This window comes from Sphingomonas lycopersici (genome assembly GCF_026130605.1).
Classification (GTDB): domain Bacteria; phylum Pseudomonadota; class Alphaproteobacteria; order Sphingomonadales; family Sphingomonadaceae; genus Sphingomonas; species Sphingomonas lycopersici.
Map to the genome: position 1 here is coordinate 509,720 of NZ_JANFAU010000002.1, position 15,399 is coordinate 525,118.

Genomic DNA, 15,399 nt, shown 5'->3' on the forward strand with positions numbered 1-15,399 from the left:
TGAATTCATTCAGACGAAGTAGTGATTCGTTGTTCTACGACCCTAAGTAGATGACTAGCCAAGATCAACAACTCTCCAGCTTCTGCCACATCGCCACGACCTACATGGCGATGGCTTCCGGGGTTTTTATACATTCCAACAGCACCTGCGAAAAGCGAGCTGGTCGCTTCCTTTTCAGCGTCGTCTACCGAAGGATCAGTTAGCGGCCCCGTATCCTTGTGGAATGCCCGGCGGATCATGGGCACGCCATGTTCGCCCTGTGCGAAGCCCGCAGCATCTCGCACAGCGATCTCAACCTCACGGAACGCCTCGAATATTGCAGTGTCAAACCGCCCACGACTGAAGCTGGGCCATGCTTCACGGTCGATCCTTGGATGGAGGAGCGCCCGAGGGAACGCGCTGGCTCCACGATATACCTCGAAAGCAACGGGAGTTGTGATCGATTGGGCGCGCCTGCTCAACACCTGCCAATGCGGGTCCGTGGGCTTGTGAATCAGCAGGCACTCGCGCTCCAGCCACGCCCAAGCTTCCGCAAGCACGGGGGCCAGACGTCGCGCGTCAAGCTGCGGATAAACTCCATGCGCGCCTTGAGTAAGCGCTAACATCATATTGTGACGGCTGAACTGAGATTGGCCGCTGAGATGAAATGCGCGCAGGAGGGCACCCGCAACCTCCTCGACATCAAGTGCGAGAATGTCTTCAGGATTGGGCAAGAGGTCGCGAAAATGAATTATCGGATCCATGACGTCCACTTAGCTCGCTGTTGCCAGAGATAGCAGCGCTGATTTTTAACGGTTACGCCATCAGCAACCCTTTCAGTGTAGCAATTTGGGGGCGAAAGGGCGCGGCGAACATGATGCAAGTGGTGGCGATCCTGTCTTTCGGGCTGGCTCTAGCCATTCAGGCGATACGACTGCCGACGGTTTTGCTCCAACCGATCGTGCCGCCGCCGGGCGCACCACCACCAGAGCCGGTTGGGCGAGTTCCGTTGGGACAGTCGCGGGCGGTCGCCTACCTTACAATCGGCGAGGATGGCCACGTAATGGACTTCGGCATAATGGAAAGCAGCAGCTATGCGGTTCACGATGGAGCTGCCTCCTGGATTGCGTTCCGGCGAGTGAAATACTCCGCGCGAACCGACGCTTCGCCCGGAACGCCGCCACGTACCGTCGATTTGCCTATTAAATAACAGATCAACCAATAGCGGGCGGTATGGTTGGGCGCGATGAGCAGCAAGGCGCCTCGGCCATTTCGACCGGGCGCCCCACCATGCCGCGGGATCCAACGGCGCAATTATGACGGTTTCTTCCAACCGCCACCCGGCGTGCGCGCCAATCCCAGCTCGCGAGCGCGATAGCCCCGCTCGGCTTCACGGTAGTTTATTGGGCCCAGTGACTGGTCGAGCCCGTAGACCGGGCGGGTGGCGACCAATTCGTAACCGTCGTGGCTCGGTGCCTCGCCGTGCTCGTCCAAGGGATCGCCGGCGGGATCATCATCCTCAAGGTCGCAATCGCCGTCGACCAGATCGAGCAAGCCGATCAGCCGCTCAATTTCATCCTCTATTGCTCGACGGTTCGCAAGCACGAAGGTCGGATGGAGATGGACGCCCATGTCAGCGGCCCTCCGCAGTCTGCATGAATTCGCGCACCCGGCGCACCGTTCTCGGTTGAATTCGGCGTCCCCAGCGAAGGCTTTCGACAAATTTCGGATCATCCACCGCCATCGATCCGAAGGCGCTCGCACTCATCCCCGAAGCCAATAGGAAGCGGGCAATGTCCGCCAGGATCGGATGCGGATCCCGGACCCAGTGCTGACGCCGGGCGCGATCCATAGCCTCTCGACGCGCCTTGGCCGCCTCTCCGCTCTTGGGATTGGCGCTCGGGAGCGCTTTGCCGTCGCGGATAAGGCTAACGATCCGATCGACTGTTTCCTGCCTGGGCTGCCGTCCCGATCGGAGATCCGCGACGAGGCGAGGGTCATTTACGGCGGCGCGGCCGAACATCGACGGTGCGACGCCGCGATCGGCACAATATTGCTCGATCGAGCGAAGGAGCTGGGCGCTCATGCTGACACCTCCCCGCGGTGCCGGGCGTCCAACACGGCGATAATGGCTTCGGCATTCACCGGAAGCAGACCGATCGCGCGTAAACGGCATGCTTCCGCATCGTGCATTTCATAGCCGGGGCGGGCGAGTGTCAGGCGATCGGCCGTCCGGACGACGACGCCACCGGCTGCTTCCCAAGCCGCGAGCCACGCATGAGCGTTGAAGGAATGAGTGAGGGCGTTTGCCATGTCAGTGGCCCTCCATTGCGGAGAGCCGCTTAACATCGGCGAATATCTGCTCGGCTGCCTCGGAGGGCTCCAGGCCTCGCTGTTCCATGTTCTCAATTTTCAGAACCAGCTCAGCCAGCGATGTCACCGGGTAGGCGTCAATTCGTTCGTCGAGAGCTACCAGCGGATGAAACATCTCATCCTCCCGCTGCCGGATGCGCGCAGGGAAAGGCGGCTCACTCCCCAACGCTGCAATGCTGCTCCTTCGCCGGTCGTCTGCCTCGATGAAGCGCCGGGCAGCTCGAACGGTCGATGGCCATCCCTCTGCCGGATCGCCATCGCCTGCCCCGATCGCGACGTATTGCTCGGCCAGACTCCGCGAGTATGACTTGGCGGATGAGAAGATGACTGGGCCGCCGCCCACTGACGTCCCGCCCCGCTCTTCGACATGAGGGATCGCTTCGATCAATGCGCGGTGCCGGGCGACCTCGGCACCCCAGCCCTGTTTTGCCGGAAGGTATTCCTCCTCATAAAAGCGATCGAGCGCGTCCGATGCAGTTGCCCGCTGTTTGATCAGGGACAACAGCGACGGCGTGCCAAGAGTCGGCGCGCCCTTAACCTCGCTGGCGATCGCAATGCCTCCCCCTACGAGAGCGGCCCCGGCAACATAGGCCGTCGCGGTGGTGGCGGCGCGTATGATCGCTCGCCGGCTGGTGATGGCGTCCATCGCTCAGGCCTCCTTCGCTGCAGCGCGAGCCGCGTTGATGGCCTCGGTGACGTTCGGCGCGAGACACCATGCTTCGAATGGCTCATATGCCTCGTCACCGAACCGATGATAGGCGGCGAGGGTCTGGCGCCCGTATTCATCGCGGATCGCCCCCAGCGCTTCCGCGCGGTACCCAACGAACTCGAACCAGTCGTCGTCGCTGATAATGTAGCGGGTGCGCCGCCACTCACCCTTCGGCGGCAGAGCGACGCACGACGCCAGCAGCCGCTTGGCGCGTGGATCATCGGTCCACGGCCGGTTGGTGTTGATGGAATGGATAAGGACGAGCGCCGGGGTGGCGCGCGTGGGCACAGCTAGGCTATGCGCGGCAGTAGCCATTTTCGATCTCCTAACGATCGAGTTGTGGTCAGACCGGGTGGGAGGGGCCTAATCCTCCTTCCCGGTCGCTAAACCGCTCGAAGCGGTGATAAGAATTTGATCTATGAACCGGCTTGCGTCAAGCGCAGATTGATAATATTTTTATCTCCATGACACCTGACCAAAGTGCGATGGCGCGCGCGGCGCTGCATCTTTCCCGCGCGGAACTGGCAACCCTTGCCGGCCTCGGCGTCGCCACTGTGGTCAGATTTGAAAGCGGGCAAAGCGTGACAGACGATTCAATCGTCGCGATGCGTGCCGCGCTCGAAAAGGCTGGCGTGGAGTTTATCCCCGCAGGTGCCGCGATTCGCGATAGCGGGGGTGCGGGCGGACCCGGCGTTCGCCTTCGAGGCTGATCCTCAGGCTGCGCTCATTGCTGGTCAGCGGGTGGCTCCGGCCGTCGCCACGGATTCGCGACATACCGCCGACCATCCATAACTCCGAACATCACCGGCACATTCAACAGGACGGCCCAAAAGATGAAGGTGCCTCCACGTTCGTCCTTGCTCACCTCGCGACCGTCGTCGGCGTATTGTTCGCAACCGCCGCGGAGCGGATCACTCTCCTCGCATGAAGGCCGGCCCGCCATCACCGCCGCGAATAACGCAATACCCAGCGACCATAGCATGCCATTTCTGAGCGCAATCCAACGTCCGCTTTTTTCAGCCGCTTCCCGCGCGGTTTTCCAAGCGAAAAGGACGACGCCCGCCAGGAGCAATATGCGCAATGCCTCGAATAGCTGATGCGAGTATGTCTCAGGCATCCCGGCCCCCTTTCATGAGCAGGATATTGCGGATGAGTGGTTAGCGATCGGTGATTGGCATTACCGTCGATCGATTATGGGGCGCAGGTACCGCATAGCTTCGTATCGGCCCTGCCCAACTTCTCCGCAACGGCCACGGCTGCCTGACGGTCGTCATAGGGGCCGTGCCATTGTCCATTCCGTCCAGAGTCCCCCGCCTGCGTGCCGCGGCCATCGTTGCAGTAGCCGCACGACCCGACATGCACCCGCGCGCGATCATGGGTCCAATTCTCATAGACGTAGAACGCCATTCCTCTCTCCCTTTGCACGTACCCGAGAGACTAGCCCTCCTTTCGGCAGCGCGCCATTCATCGCGAAGGCTGCTCGGATCCTAGCGCCGCGCAGATAACGCGCTCGCGCGCGAGGCAGCCTCCTGGGCCCATTGCTTGCCTGCCGTGAAAGCCCAGAAAACTGCGCTTTCCCCATCGCCGACACGCCTTATCGCTATGCGCGCCGGCGGCTCTATGGTATTCAGATACCCGTTCTATCCGTGGCGGAGGACTGACATTGGAACAGGTGCCGAGCGTATCCACGAATAATCACGACTCCGCATCCGAGCGGCGCGCGGTCCTGGCCTCCCTGTGCGACGAATTGATGGAAGCGGGCGCCTCTGGCAGTTTTCCGCAAGACGAGGCGATTTTCGCAGCCGTCGCATATGCCCGGTTGCTCGCATCGATCGGCGGGCCTGCCGAACGTTGCCGCCTGGGAAGCTATCATCTCCTTGTGGCTAATCGCCATGATACGCTGGGCAATCGTTCCCGCGCTGCCTTCGCGCGGGTCGAAGCGGCACAGGCGTTCCAGCTCGCCGCCGACAATGGCGACGCCAACGCCGTCGCGACCCTGAATGCGCTGGGTATGACCGTCCGCGAATCCCCCTCGGCGGAATTCGAGAGCCACGCGCGAGACTATGACGCTATGTGCCGAGACGCCGCGTTGGGCGACGTGAGCACGCTGATCGGCATGATCGAAGGCTCGTTGCTCGGCGATCAACATGCCGCGCAATATGAGGGGCTAGTGGTCGCGGAATGGTTAGCGCGGCTGGTCGTTCCGGTGAGTGCGCCTGAAACGTTGCCAAGGTTGGCGAGCATCTTGGCCGGGGTTCTGCTCGTCAGGATGGATTGGGAATTGCGCGAGGGCAGCGAGGTGATCGCCTGGCAAAAGCTCGAGCAAGCGTTTTCGATGCTCGCCGCGCTGAATCGCGCCGGCGAGCCAAGCGCGGCCGGTGCTCTTCACGGACTGATGAACGACACGGCTTTGCTGAGCCGCGCAGGTCTTAAGGCAGTCATCCAATCATTCCCCGATCTTCTCGCATTCGTCACGCCCGCAGGCATCGCGTGACGGTTCCTGCCTCATTCCAGAAAAGGTGCATTTAATGGCGGCTACCCTCTCCGCGCCGCGGGGCATGTTCGGTGCTCCGATGCTTTCCGACATGCGCCAACCGCCCTTTGTTCCGCTGAGTTTCAGCCAGCAACTTCTTGGCGCTCAATCTCCCGACCCTATGTCGGCGCCGCCCGTGCCACCGCAATCAGCGCTCTTGCCCTCCCCACAAGATACAGGGACCCAGCCGGACGAAGGGCCGCGCTCGGGTATGCCTTCGACTGCCCAGCGCCCGATCTTCGGGGCAGAAATGCTACGCGGGCCGAACGTGGATCAGATGACGGCGGCGCCAGATTCGCTGACTACGCCCAAGTTGCAGCCGGGCATGTTCGGCGCGTCATTTGACGTGAACAAGATTCCTATCCGCAAACCTAGCTTCTTCCAGAGCGGCGGCTTGGGCGAAAAGATTCTCGGTGGCATCGGTGAATTTGCGTTGCGGTATTCAGCCAGCCAGGGCGACCCATATGCGATGGCTGTCATCAACAGCCGACTCGCTCGACAGCGGGACAAACTCGAATGGCAGCGTGACCAGATGAAGCTGATGCAGCAGCATCAGTGGCATTTGGACGACCGCGACTTCGAGGCGAACAAGCCAGTGATCCGCAATACCTCGAACGAGATTGTAAGGGTCGACCCGCGCACGGGCTCTGCGCAGATGCTCTACAAGGGTTCGCTGCCAGCTGAAGATTATGCGCAGGGGCTAGGGTTCGAGGCGGGGTCGCCTGAGTATAATTCCGCGATGCAGGATTATGTGCTGCGCGCAAACGGCCCCACTGCCTTTCAGAACAATACCGACCTTGAAGGCGTCAAGCAGGATAACCGCGTGTCGCTGGAGAATACCCGCCAAGGCAACCGCGTTTCGTTAGAGGGGGTGCGGCAGCAAAATCGCATCGGCCTGCGCGGCGTTCCCACCTACGCGGACACCCATCCTCGACCAGGGGCAGGCGGCAACCCAACCTTGGGCGGAGTCGTTGCCCCGATCCTGGCGAAGATTAGGGATGGCAAGCCGCTAAGCCCCAGCGAGCAGTTGGCGTGGAATTCCTACAAATCGGGGCGTAGCCATCGAGGCGGCCTATCGATGCCGAACAATCCGCCGAGCATGGTCCCCGGCACGCCCCAACTGCCGGTCACCGTGGCAACGCCCGAACAGGCGCGAATGCTCCCTAAGGGAACTTATTTCAAAACCCCCGATGGTCAGGTGAAGGTGCGCTGATGGCCGATCCGTGGTCCGAATTTCACGATGCACCGACACCCCAGGGCGCGAGGCCAGCCGACAAATGGGCTGAGTTTAATGACGCGCCCGTCCGCCCTACCCCAGCTCCGGCTCCCAATTTGCACCCCACCGGATTGGCGCATGATGGCGACACCTTCCGTCTTAACGACGGGCGCAATGCGCGTCTGTTCGGTGTCGACGCTTTCGAGCTAAATCAGAACGGCTTCAGCCCGAACGGGGCGACGGTGCCTCTGGGGCAACAGGCGCGGTCGGCGCTGCTGCCCTATGCCACCCCCAATGCCTCGGTGTCGTTGACCGGTGACGTCACATATGGGCGTCCCGTAGCCTCGCTTAACAACGGAGGCGATGCTGGCGCGCAGCTCTTGCACGATGGCCTCGCGATCACGATCCCGAACTATCTGCGTTCCGACCCGCAGCGCTTTGTGGATTACACTCAGACGGAACGCCTTGCTCGTCTCAATCGCCGTGGCGCCTTCGGTCTTACCTATCAAACGCCCGCCTCCTTCCGTCACGGCGAGCCGCTGACCCGCGATACCAACGACGCGATCTTCTGGGATGAACCGACCCCATTCGCGGGCCTGCCGAAGCCGATCGAGCAGGGCTACATCTCGATCTGGATGGACCCAAAATCCAAGCCGGAGGATCTGATCGCATACGCGAACACCAACGGTTTCAAAGTCGACCCTGATCAGGTGCGCGAAAGGTATCGCCAGCGCGCCATTACCAAGCGGCCTGATCCCGCGATGAATTATGTACGGCCGCCGCGCGTACTCACCAATCTCGGCGATGGTGCTTTCGGCGCTGGCCTTCGCGGGTTCGCCGATCCGTTCAATTTGCTGGACGAGGCCGGCGCGGTGGCCGACACCTTGGTCCCCGGCAGGGAACGGGAGAACCTGTGGAATAGCAGCCGGCGTTTCGGTGACATCTACGGTAACAATCTTGAGCAAAATCGGGCGATCCTGGACTACGATGAGGAAAATCATCCGTGGGCGCGGTTCGGTGGGCAGCTTGCCGGCGGTCTTGTCGTGCCCGGCATGTCGATCGAGGGCGTGGGCGCCGCGGCTGCTCGGAAAGCCCTGGAAGCTGGGGCAACTCGGTTCGCCGCGGAGCAGGCCGCGCGCAATGCCGTGGTGTCCCGCCTCGGCTTGGCCGGTGCGATCGAAGGCGGCGTGGCCGGGGCTGGTCAAGGCGAAGATCTGCAGAGCCGGGCGACCGGGCTAGCGATCGGCATCCCCGTCGGGACCGCGTTGGGAATCGGAACGGGTATTGCCGCGCCGAAGGTCGCACAGATTTTTGGGGTGCCCTTCTCACGTCTCGTTGGTCGTGACGGTGAGCGTGCAGCGGAGGGATTCACGGATGGCGCGCTCGATACCGCACGCGCCAGCACCGAGAACAAATATGCAGGGCCGCAGCGGCCGACGCCGGTAATGGAACCGCGAGCGCCCGGCGGCGACTCTTCGCCCTCCCCTTCTCCCTGGGATGAGTTCGCGGACGCGCCTATGCCCATGCGCGCGGATCTGGATCCTCCGGCCATGTTCGGACCGGAGATGGCCGGCGCGCGAATCCCCGATCGCATTGACGTGAATGGCCGCCCTCGCCCGCTTCTCGATCCAGCGACTCACTCCGAGCGGATGGCCGCTGCGCAGCGGCTAGAACCGCGAGACATCATGCCTTTGCCGTCGAACGCGGTGGACGGGCTGCCCGAGGCGGATCGTATTACCGCTGGACGATATGAGCACGTGCGCGCGCCCAAAGAACGCGATACGCTCGATCCTCGCTCGGTTGCGAATGCGAACACGGGTGCGCCGATCGCCGCACGCGGCCCGCTGGACCTGGTATCATGGCTCCGTTCACAAGGCGGTATTCGCGCCGAAGGTGGTGAGCTGGAACATGCGGGCATCGGGAACGCGCCACGCGCAGGAATAGACTTCGCGGGTGGCGAGAACCGATACGGGCCACTCATCTCGAATTCGGGCATGAGCTATGACGATGCGGCATTCCGAGCGTGGGAAGCTGGATACTTCCCGAGCCATGCTGAGCGGCCGACCCCGACCGAATTTCTGCAGGCGCTGACCGATACGCATAGCGGTCGCAACCGTGCATTCCATCCAGACGATCTCCCGGAAGTCGACGCGTTCAACGCTGCCCGCCAGCAGCGCTGGGACGTGGAGGCCGCGCGCGAAGCCGGGGCGCCACTGTCTATCGATCGTGGTGCCCCGGCTGATCTCGCTGACCTTGATCGGAACGCAGCCCCTATCGAGGCCTATCAAGAGTGGGGCGAAAACGCGCCAAATCTTGCGGGCAATATCCGGCTCGACAAGCTAGACAGCCCGCAGGCGATCAAGCGGGCGCTATCGCAGGTCGATCGCATCTCAGGTGGCTTCGATGCTGCGCGGCGGGGCAGGATTACGCAGGCGGAAACTGAACGGCTCGCTGCGGAACTCAATATGTCGCCAGGCGACCTTCTGAAGCGTCGCGGCGGCCAAGCGTTCAACGCCGAGGAAGCCCTAGCCTCACGCCAAATCCTGGCGAAGTCGGGCAACGAGCTAGTCAACATGGCGAAGACGCTTCAACGCGGCGACGCCAGCGAAACCGACATGGTTCGTTTCCGCGAGGCGATCGTGCGCCACGCTGCTATCCAGGAGCAGGTATCGGGCGCCGCGGCAGAGGCTGGTCGCGCACTTCAGCAATATCGGATGGTCGCTAGTAGCCGGGCCGTCCGAGGCGACGTGCTGCGCCATTTGATCGATGAAGGTGGTGGGATCGATGGCCTTCGCGACGCCGCCGAGATGATCGTGGATCAGGCGGAAAACCCGGCCAAGCTCAACCGCATCGTAAAGCAGATGGCCACGCCAACATGGAAGGATAAGGCGCAGGAGGTCTGGTACAATACGATCCTATCGGGACCGAAAACCCACGCCGCCAATATCCTCTCCAACCTCTACACGACGGTAAGCCAGATTCCCGAATATGGCGTCGCGTCCGCAATTGGCCGCACGCGCACCGCTTTCTCGGGATCTGCGGAACGCATCACTGCGACGGAAGTCGGCGCCCGCGCGATCGGGCTTGTGGCTGGGGTCCGCGAGGCTGTGCCGGAGATGGCTCGAACAATGCGCACCGGCCTTACCCGAGATATGCGCAATGGAGTTGAAGCGCCCCGTCACGCGATTGGCGGCCGGCTCGGCACGGTGATTCGCACCCCCACTCGCGCGTTGGAAGCGGAGGACGAGTTCTTCAAGGCGCTGGCGCGCAAACAGGAACTCTATGGGCAGGCGGTGCGCCAAGCGGACGCGGAAGGCCTGAAGGGTAAGGCGGCGGTGGAACGAGCAACCGCCCTCGCGCAAAATCCCACCGATGACATGCTTCGGAAGGCCCGGGACTACGCGCTCTATCTGACCTTTCAGGAGCCGCTTCGGCAAAAGACGCTGCCGTCCAATATTTCGAAGCTGACCAACGATTCGCCCGCACTCAAGGCACTGATCCCCTTTGTCCGGACGCCTTGGAATATCCTGCGCTACGCGGTCGAGCGCACTCCGCTCGCGCCGGCATCGTCGCGCTGGCGGGCTGACTTTGCGGCCGGCGGCATCCGCCGCGATCTTGCGGTGGCCAAGGTATCGATCGGCACCGGCATTGGCGCATGGGCGCTAACCCAGGCGCTGGATGGCAAGGTAACAGGAGCCGGCCCCAGCGACCGCCGACAGCGGGATATGCTAATCGCGCAGGGGTGGCAGCCTTACTCACTCAAGATCGGCAATCGGTATTACAGCTATGCTCGTCTCGATCCGTTCGCGACCATCTTCGGTGGGGCGGCTGATATGGCGCAAGCGGCGAAGGATGGGCAAACAGGCGGCCTTCCCGATCAGGCGGCAAAGGTCGCGCTGTCGGCTGCCCACAACCTCGGCAATAAGACCTTCCTGCCGTCAATCGGCGCGCTCATGGATGCATTCGATAACCCCGATCGCGCCGGTGAGGCCTTTATTGGTCGTATGCTGGGTAGCGCCGTGCCATCCGTAGTCGCTCAGGGAACCCAAATAACCGACCCCTATCAACGGGACGCCGAATCCCTATCCGAGAGAATGACCGCACGCGTACCCGGATTATCGGATAGCCTTCCTGCCCGCGTCGATGTTCTCGGTCGGCCGATGGTACGCGACGGAGCTTTTGGGCCAGATTGGCTATCGCCGGTCGCTACGCGCGATGCCCGACCGGACCCAACCCTGGCCGCGCTATCCGACGCCGGGATCACCATTGGCCGCCCCGCGCGCAGTATCAGGATGCCCGGCGACTCGAAAAATACCAAGCTGCCCCGGGCAGAATACAACCACTATCAAACGGCGGTGGGCCAGCTTGCCAAGCCGGAACTTGATACGCTGGTGCGAGCAAACGACTGGATCCGCATGAGCCAGGAAGATCAGAAAGGCGCCGTTGACGACATCCTCCGCGGCGCTCGGAAAGATGCCCGCGACATGCTGTTCCCGAAAGGACTGCCCACTGCCCGGCAATCGATCAAGATGCCCGGCGGAATGTTCGGCAACCGTATGAACAAACCAAAGGCTGATTGGAGCGAATTTCGTGATGCCCGGTAATCGCTAGCGGTAATTTGCTAGGGCGCCCGCCCGCCGCAGGCAGACGGGCGCCTTCATTACGCCGCTATCCGCTGCATCGTAGCTGGGTCGTTATAGGCTTCGAGAATCGCCAATCGCATGGCCTGAGCGCGCACGTCTCCGCCTTTCACTCCTTGCACAAAGCTGCCCCAGCCCCTCATGTCGAACGCAGCGAGAGACCGAAGCAGGCGCTTCCGATCTAGGCCCTCTGGGGGCGAGGCCATGATCCGTGTCAGACCAAGGAAGACGGACGCGCCGTTGGTCAGGACCTGACCTTGGAACGCCTCCGCTATTGCCGACAATGCATCAATAACCAGTTCCTCGCCATTACGTCCCATCACTGCTGCGACACTGCTCGTGAACGCCACCTCACCCGGGCGCCACGCTTGCGATCCAGTCTGGCGAGCAACCCGCAACCCTGCAGTCTCGACAACACGATTGATCTCCAACGCGTCCTCATCGCCAGCGACCAATGCGGCGTGGAAGTCGTCCAACCGGTTGATTGCCCGCCGCGCGCGGTTTGCCGCGACGAACATGGCGGCCTCATCAGCCACCCCATCGTAGGTGCCGATCGAGCACGGGAGATGGATGATGTCCTTCCTCATCCTCGCGGCCGCAAGGCGGTGCTGACCGTCGATCACATACCGGCCATCCACCCGCCTCGACACTGCCAATGGCATGCAGAGTCGCCAGTCCCAATGAGCGGCGATCGAAGCCACCAGCCGGCGAGAGGGCTCGTTCTCGATCGAACGTTGATAGTCACCGTCGACCCGCAAGTCATCGACCGACACCCATTCGATGCTAGGCGGCACGCCGCGGACAGGGGGATAGGTTCGAGCTCGTTTGGTTTCCTGTTTTCCGCGTTGCCGCTTCCGGCTCGGAATCGCAGTCTTCAGGCTTTTGCCTGGTCCAACCATGTTCACGGGCTTCGACGCGGCGATCGACCGCTCTTTCATCTCAGCTACGCGCTCGTCGACCTCTTCTGCCGGCCACGCGTACACATCCCCGCACTGCTCCACGACCACATAACCGCGATGGACCCGCTGATGCCCCAACGGTGAAGCGATCAGAAAGGTACCGTTGGCTTCGATGCTGCCGAGAACCATCGGTCGGAGCCAATCGGGCAGTGACCCGCCATCATTCCTCCAGAGCTGAGTGCCGAGGGTGCTTGCGGCGGCGTTTTGCTGAGACATATTTTCCTCCAATCGAACCAGCCGGAGAATCGGCTGGCGATGGAAGGTCTCATCCCGCGGGCGGGCAATCTTCATGGTGGCGGTGGACCGTTACCGCGAAGACGCGAAGCGCCTAGATCGGCATCAGCGTTGCCCTCTCGAAGGGGCGCGAGAGAATCGGATCGCGAAGCGCCGTCCACCGTTGTTCAACGACGTATATAACCGGAATATTACCGAAGTTCCGCCTCCGCGACGCGTTGCACGCATCTAACCCATTGAAAAACAATGGTGACCCCTACGGGAATCGAACCCGTGTTTCAGCCGTGAAAGGGCCGCGTCCTAACCGCTAGACGAAGGGGCCGTTGGGCGAGAGGGCGGTTAGGCGAGCCGGGCCGCGCGGTCAAGGCGGCAAAGCAACAATCGTTCAATCATTCGCTCAATCGGCCCAGGCCGCATCGTCGAGATGGAGCTCGGCGGCGGGGCGCTGGCCCCAATCGTCGAGCTTCGCGCGCCCGGCGAGCCACAGCCGGCGGTGGGTCCCCGCGCCGAGCAGTGCCTGCCCCAGCGCATTATCCGCCGCGCGGAACGCCATCGCCTTGAAACTGCGCCCGTCGTCGCCGGCGACGATCGCGCGGACATGGCCGTTGCCGACGATATCGACACGCACCGGGCGCACCCGCCCCACCGCGACGCGCGGCGACGGCCAGCCGGTGCCATAAGGCCCGCCCGCTTCGAGCGCATTGACCAGCTCCGGGGTCACCCCGCCCGCCGCATGAATCGAATCGACCAGCAATGCACGGTCCGCCGCGGCGATCGCGACCTTTCCGGCGAGCTTGTCCTCAAGGAAATCGCCGAACGCCCCGACGTTTTCGGCGTCGATCGTCAACCCCGCGGCCATCGCATGTCCGCCGCCGGCGACGAGCAGTCCCGCCTCTTTCGCGGCGAGCACCGCCTGCCCCAGATCGACCCCGGTGATCGAACGCCCCGATCCCTTGCCGACCCCGGCTTCGTCGAGCGCGATGACGATCGCCGGGCGGCCGAGCTTTTCCTTGAGCCGCCCCGCGACGATCCCGATCACCCCGGGATGCCAGCCGGCCCCCGCCACCACGGTCACCGCGCGGTCGCTGCGCAGGATCGCCTCGGCGGCCTCCTGCACCGCGGCCTCGATCGCGCGGCGCTCCTCGTTGAGCCGGTCGAGCTCGGTCGCGATCGTGCGCGCTTCGGCCGCGTCGCGCGTGGTGAGCAAGCGCACGCCGAGGTCGGCGCGCCCTACCCGCCCGCCCGCGTTGATTCGCGGGCCCAGTGCGAAGCCGAGATCGCTCGCGGTCGGTGCGCGGGTCAGCCGCGCCGCATCCATCAGCGCGGCGAGCCCGACATTCTTCCGCCCCGCCATCACCTTCAGCCCCTGCGCGACGAAGGCGCGGTTGAGCCCGCGCAATTGCGCGACATCGGCGACGGTGCCGAGCGCGACGATATCGAGCAGGTCGATCAGCCGCGGCTCGACACGGTTCGCGAACCAGCCGCGCGCGCGCAATTCGCGCAGCAGCGCCGCGCCGAGCAGGAACGCCACCCCCACCGCGGCGAGATGGCCGTGCGCCCGCCCCTCGGTCTCATCGAGCCGGTTGGGATTGACCAGCGAATGCGCCACGGGGAGCGCGCTGGCGCATTGGTGATGATCGACGACGATCACATCGACCGGCGCCTCGCGCGCCGCGGCGAGCGCATCGAATGCCTGCGCGCCGCAATCGACGGTGACGATCAGCGTCGCCCCCTCCTGCGCCAAGCGCACCAGCGCCGGCCCCGACGGGCCATAGCCCTCCATCAGCCGATCGGGGATATACGGCCGCGCCTCGAGCCCGAGATCGCGCAGCAACAGGATCATCAGCGCGGCGGAGGTCGCGCCGTCAACATCGTAATCACCGAAGATCGCGACCTGCTCGCCCTGTGTCACCGCATCGGCGAGACGCGCCGCGGCGCGATCCATATCGTTGAAGATCGAGGGATCGGGCATGAAGCCGCGGATCGTCGGCACACGATGCAGGTCGAGCGCCTCGCGCGGGCAGCCGCGCGCCAGCAGGATCTGGGTAATGAGATCGTCGGGCGCGAAATCGTCGCGCTGGTCGGCAGCCAAGGCGCGCCAGCGCCACGGCTGGCCAAGGATCGAGCGTTCTACGCCAAGCACCGCGTTGGGAGTCATCGCCCCCTATTGCCACGTTTTGCGCAGATAGCGACAGCCCGGTCAGCGCTGGAGGCGCCGCCGGGCTGTCGGCTGAATAGTGCGGTAGAACGCGATCCCCCTCCATCGTTCGCCCTGAGCCTGTCGAAGGGCTTCTTGTCCCATCGAGGCGGGGACGCCCTTCGACAGGCTCAGGGCGAACGAATTAAAGGTTCGCGTTGGGCTCGATCAACGCGCGCTGGCGAGAACCGCCCGCGACGGCACCGCCGCCAGCAATGCCGCCCGCTGCGTATTGGCCGCGGCGAGCGTTTCGACACGGCAGCGCTGGACATTGGTCTGGCCCTCCGGATCGGCGCTCGACGCGGTCCCGCACACGCCGGTCACGGCATGGACGATACGGTAATCGAGCCGCTTCACGTCGCGCGGGTTCGACAGGTCGAGGTCGGCGTGGCGCACGCTGACCGAAGGAAGGGGGGCATCGCTCTGGGCAAACGCAGGCGCGCCGACGACAGCCGCGGCAAGCGCCGCGAGCGACAGGATCGTTTTCATCGATAGTCTCCGGGGTGAAGGTCAGTCGCGTCGGCGCCAACGCTTGCCTTCATATAGGCGCACCCGACCG

14 protein-coding genes and 1 tRNA gene are annotated in these 15,399 nt (G+C 63.4%); 4 read left to right on the forward strand and 11 right to left on the reverse strand.

What is annotated here, in order from left to right; genetic code table 11:
- Positions 1 to 5 precede the first annotated feature (5 nt).
- The 6 genes from NED98_RS05650 to NED98_RS05675 form a co-directional block, all read right to left on the reverse strand.
- Positions 6 to 743 carry a TIGR02391 family protein gene (locus NED98_RS05650; protein WP_265312310.1) on the reverse strand — a complete coding sequence of 246 codons (738 nt, stop codon included), beginning with the start codon at positions 741 to 743 and terminating at the stop codon, positions 6 to 8.
- A gap of 550 nt (positions 744 to 1,293) precedes the next feature.
- Positions 1,294 to 1,611, reverse strand: a complete 318-nt coding sequence (locus NED98_RS05655) for a hypothetical protein (RefSeq protein ID WP_265312189.1) — start codon at positions 1,609 to 1,611, stop codon at positions 1,294 to 1,296.
- A 1-nt stretch (position 1,612) separates the two neighbouring features.
- Positions 1,613 to 2,065, reverse strand: coding sequence for a hypothetical protein (locus NED98_RS05660; protein WP_265312190.1), 453 nt, complete (start codon positions 2,063 to 2,065; stop codon positions 1,613 to 1,615).
- A complete protein-coding gene (locus NED98_RS05665; RefSeq protein ID WP_265312191.1) occupies positions 2,062 to 2,292 on the reverse strand; it encodes a hypothetical protein in 231 nt (76 codons plus the stop codon). Before NED98_RS05665 ends, NED98_RS05660 begins: the two co-directional genes overlap by 4 nt.
- Before the next feature lies 1 nt (position 2,293).
- Complete coding sequence (locus NED98_RS05670) at positions 2,294 to 2,998, reverse strand: hypothetical protein (RefSeq protein ID WP_265312192.1); 705 nt, start codon at positions 2,996 to 2,998, stop codon at positions 2,294 to 2,296.
- A gap of 3 nt (positions 2,999 to 3,001) precedes the next feature.
- The gene (locus tag NED98_RS05675) at positions 3,002 to 3,376 is read right to left on the reverse strand and encodes a hypothetical protein (protein WP_265312193.1); all 375 of its coding nucleotides are present in this window, start codon (positions 3,374 to 3,376) and stop codon (positions 3,002 to 3,004) included.
- Between the two features lie 113 nt (positions 3,377 to 3,489).
- On the opposite strand from NED98_RS05675, the gene NED98_RS05680 reads away from it, so the two are divergent.
- Positions 3,490 to 3,771, forward strand: a complete 282-nt coding sequence (locus NED98_RS05680; protein ID WP_265312194.1) for a helix-turn-helix domain-containing protein — start codon at positions 3,490 to 3,492, stop codon at positions 3,769 to 3,771.
- A 14-nt stretch (positions 3,772 to 3,785) separates the two neighbouring features.
- On the opposite strand, the gene NED98_RS05685 is transcribed toward NED98_RS05680, so the two are convergent.
- Entirely contained in the window at positions 3,786 to 4,178 is a 393-nt protein-coding gene (locus tag NED98_RS05685) for a hypothetical protein (RefSeq protein ID WP_265312195.1), read from the reverse strand.
- Between the two features lie 546 nt (positions 4,179 to 4,724).
- Between NED98_RS05685 and NED98_RS05690 the strand changes: the two genes are divergently transcribed.
- Genes NED98_RS05690 through NED98_RS05700 form a run of 3 tightly spaced genes read left to right on the forward strand, consistent with a single transcriptional unit; the run spans position 4,725 to position 11,414 of the window.
- Positions 4,725 to 5,555, forward strand: a complete 831-nt coding sequence (locus NED98_RS05690; protein WP_265312196.1) for a hypothetical protein — start codon at positions 4,725 to 4,727, stop codon at positions 5,553 to 5,555.
- Between the two features lie 34 nt (positions 5,556 to 5,589).
- On the forward strand, positions 5,590 to 6,807 hold the full coding sequence (locus NED98_RS05695; RefSeq protein ID WP_265312197.1) for a hypothetical protein: 1,218 nt from the start codon (positions 5,590 to 5,592) through the stop codon (positions 6,805 to 6,807).
- Positions 6,807 to 11,414: a thermonuclease family protein gene (locus NED98_RS05700; protein ID WP_265312198.1), complete on the forward strand. Its 4,608-nt coding sequence runs from the start codon at positions 6,807 to 6,809 to the stop codon at positions 11,412 to 11,414. Before NED98_RS05695 ends, NED98_RS05700 begins: the two co-directional genes overlap by 1 nt.
- Positions 11,415 to 11,470: 56 nt before the next feature.
- On the opposite strand, the gene NED98_RS05705 is transcribed toward NED98_RS05700, so the two are convergent.
- The 4 genes from NED98_RS05705 to NED98_RS05720 all read right to left on the reverse strand — a co-directional run bounded on the left by NED98_RS05705 (position 11,471) and on the right by NED98_RS05720 (position 15,329).
- The gene (locus NED98_RS05705; RefSeq protein WP_265312199.1) at positions 11,471 to 12,700 is read right to left on the reverse strand and encodes a DUF6551 family protein; all 1,230 of its coding nucleotides are present in this window, start codon (positions 12,698 to 12,700) and stop codon (positions 11,471 to 11,473) included.
- Between the two features lie 190 nt (positions 12,701 to 12,890).
- A tRNA-Glu gene (locus NED98_RS05710) sits at positions 12,891 to 12,965 on the reverse strand.
- Positions 12,966 to 13,040: 75 nt separating this feature from the next.
- Positions 13,041 to 14,801 carry a single-stranded-DNA-specific exonuclease RecJ gene (gene recJ / locus NED98_RS05715; protein WP_265312200.1) on the reverse strand — a complete coding sequence of 587 codons (1,761 nt, stop codon included), beginning with the start codon at positions 14,799 to 14,801 and terminating at the stop codon, positions 13,041 to 13,043.
- A 207-nt stretch (positions 14,802 to 15,008) separates the two neighbouring features.
- The gene (locus NED98_RS05720) at positions 15,009 to 15,329 is read right to left on the reverse strand and encodes a UrcA family protein (RefSeq protein ID WP_179511846.1); all 321 of its coding nucleotides are present in this window, start codon (positions 15,327 to 15,329) and stop codon (positions 15,009 to 15,011) included.
- Positions 15,330 to 15,399: the final 70 nt, after the last annotated feature.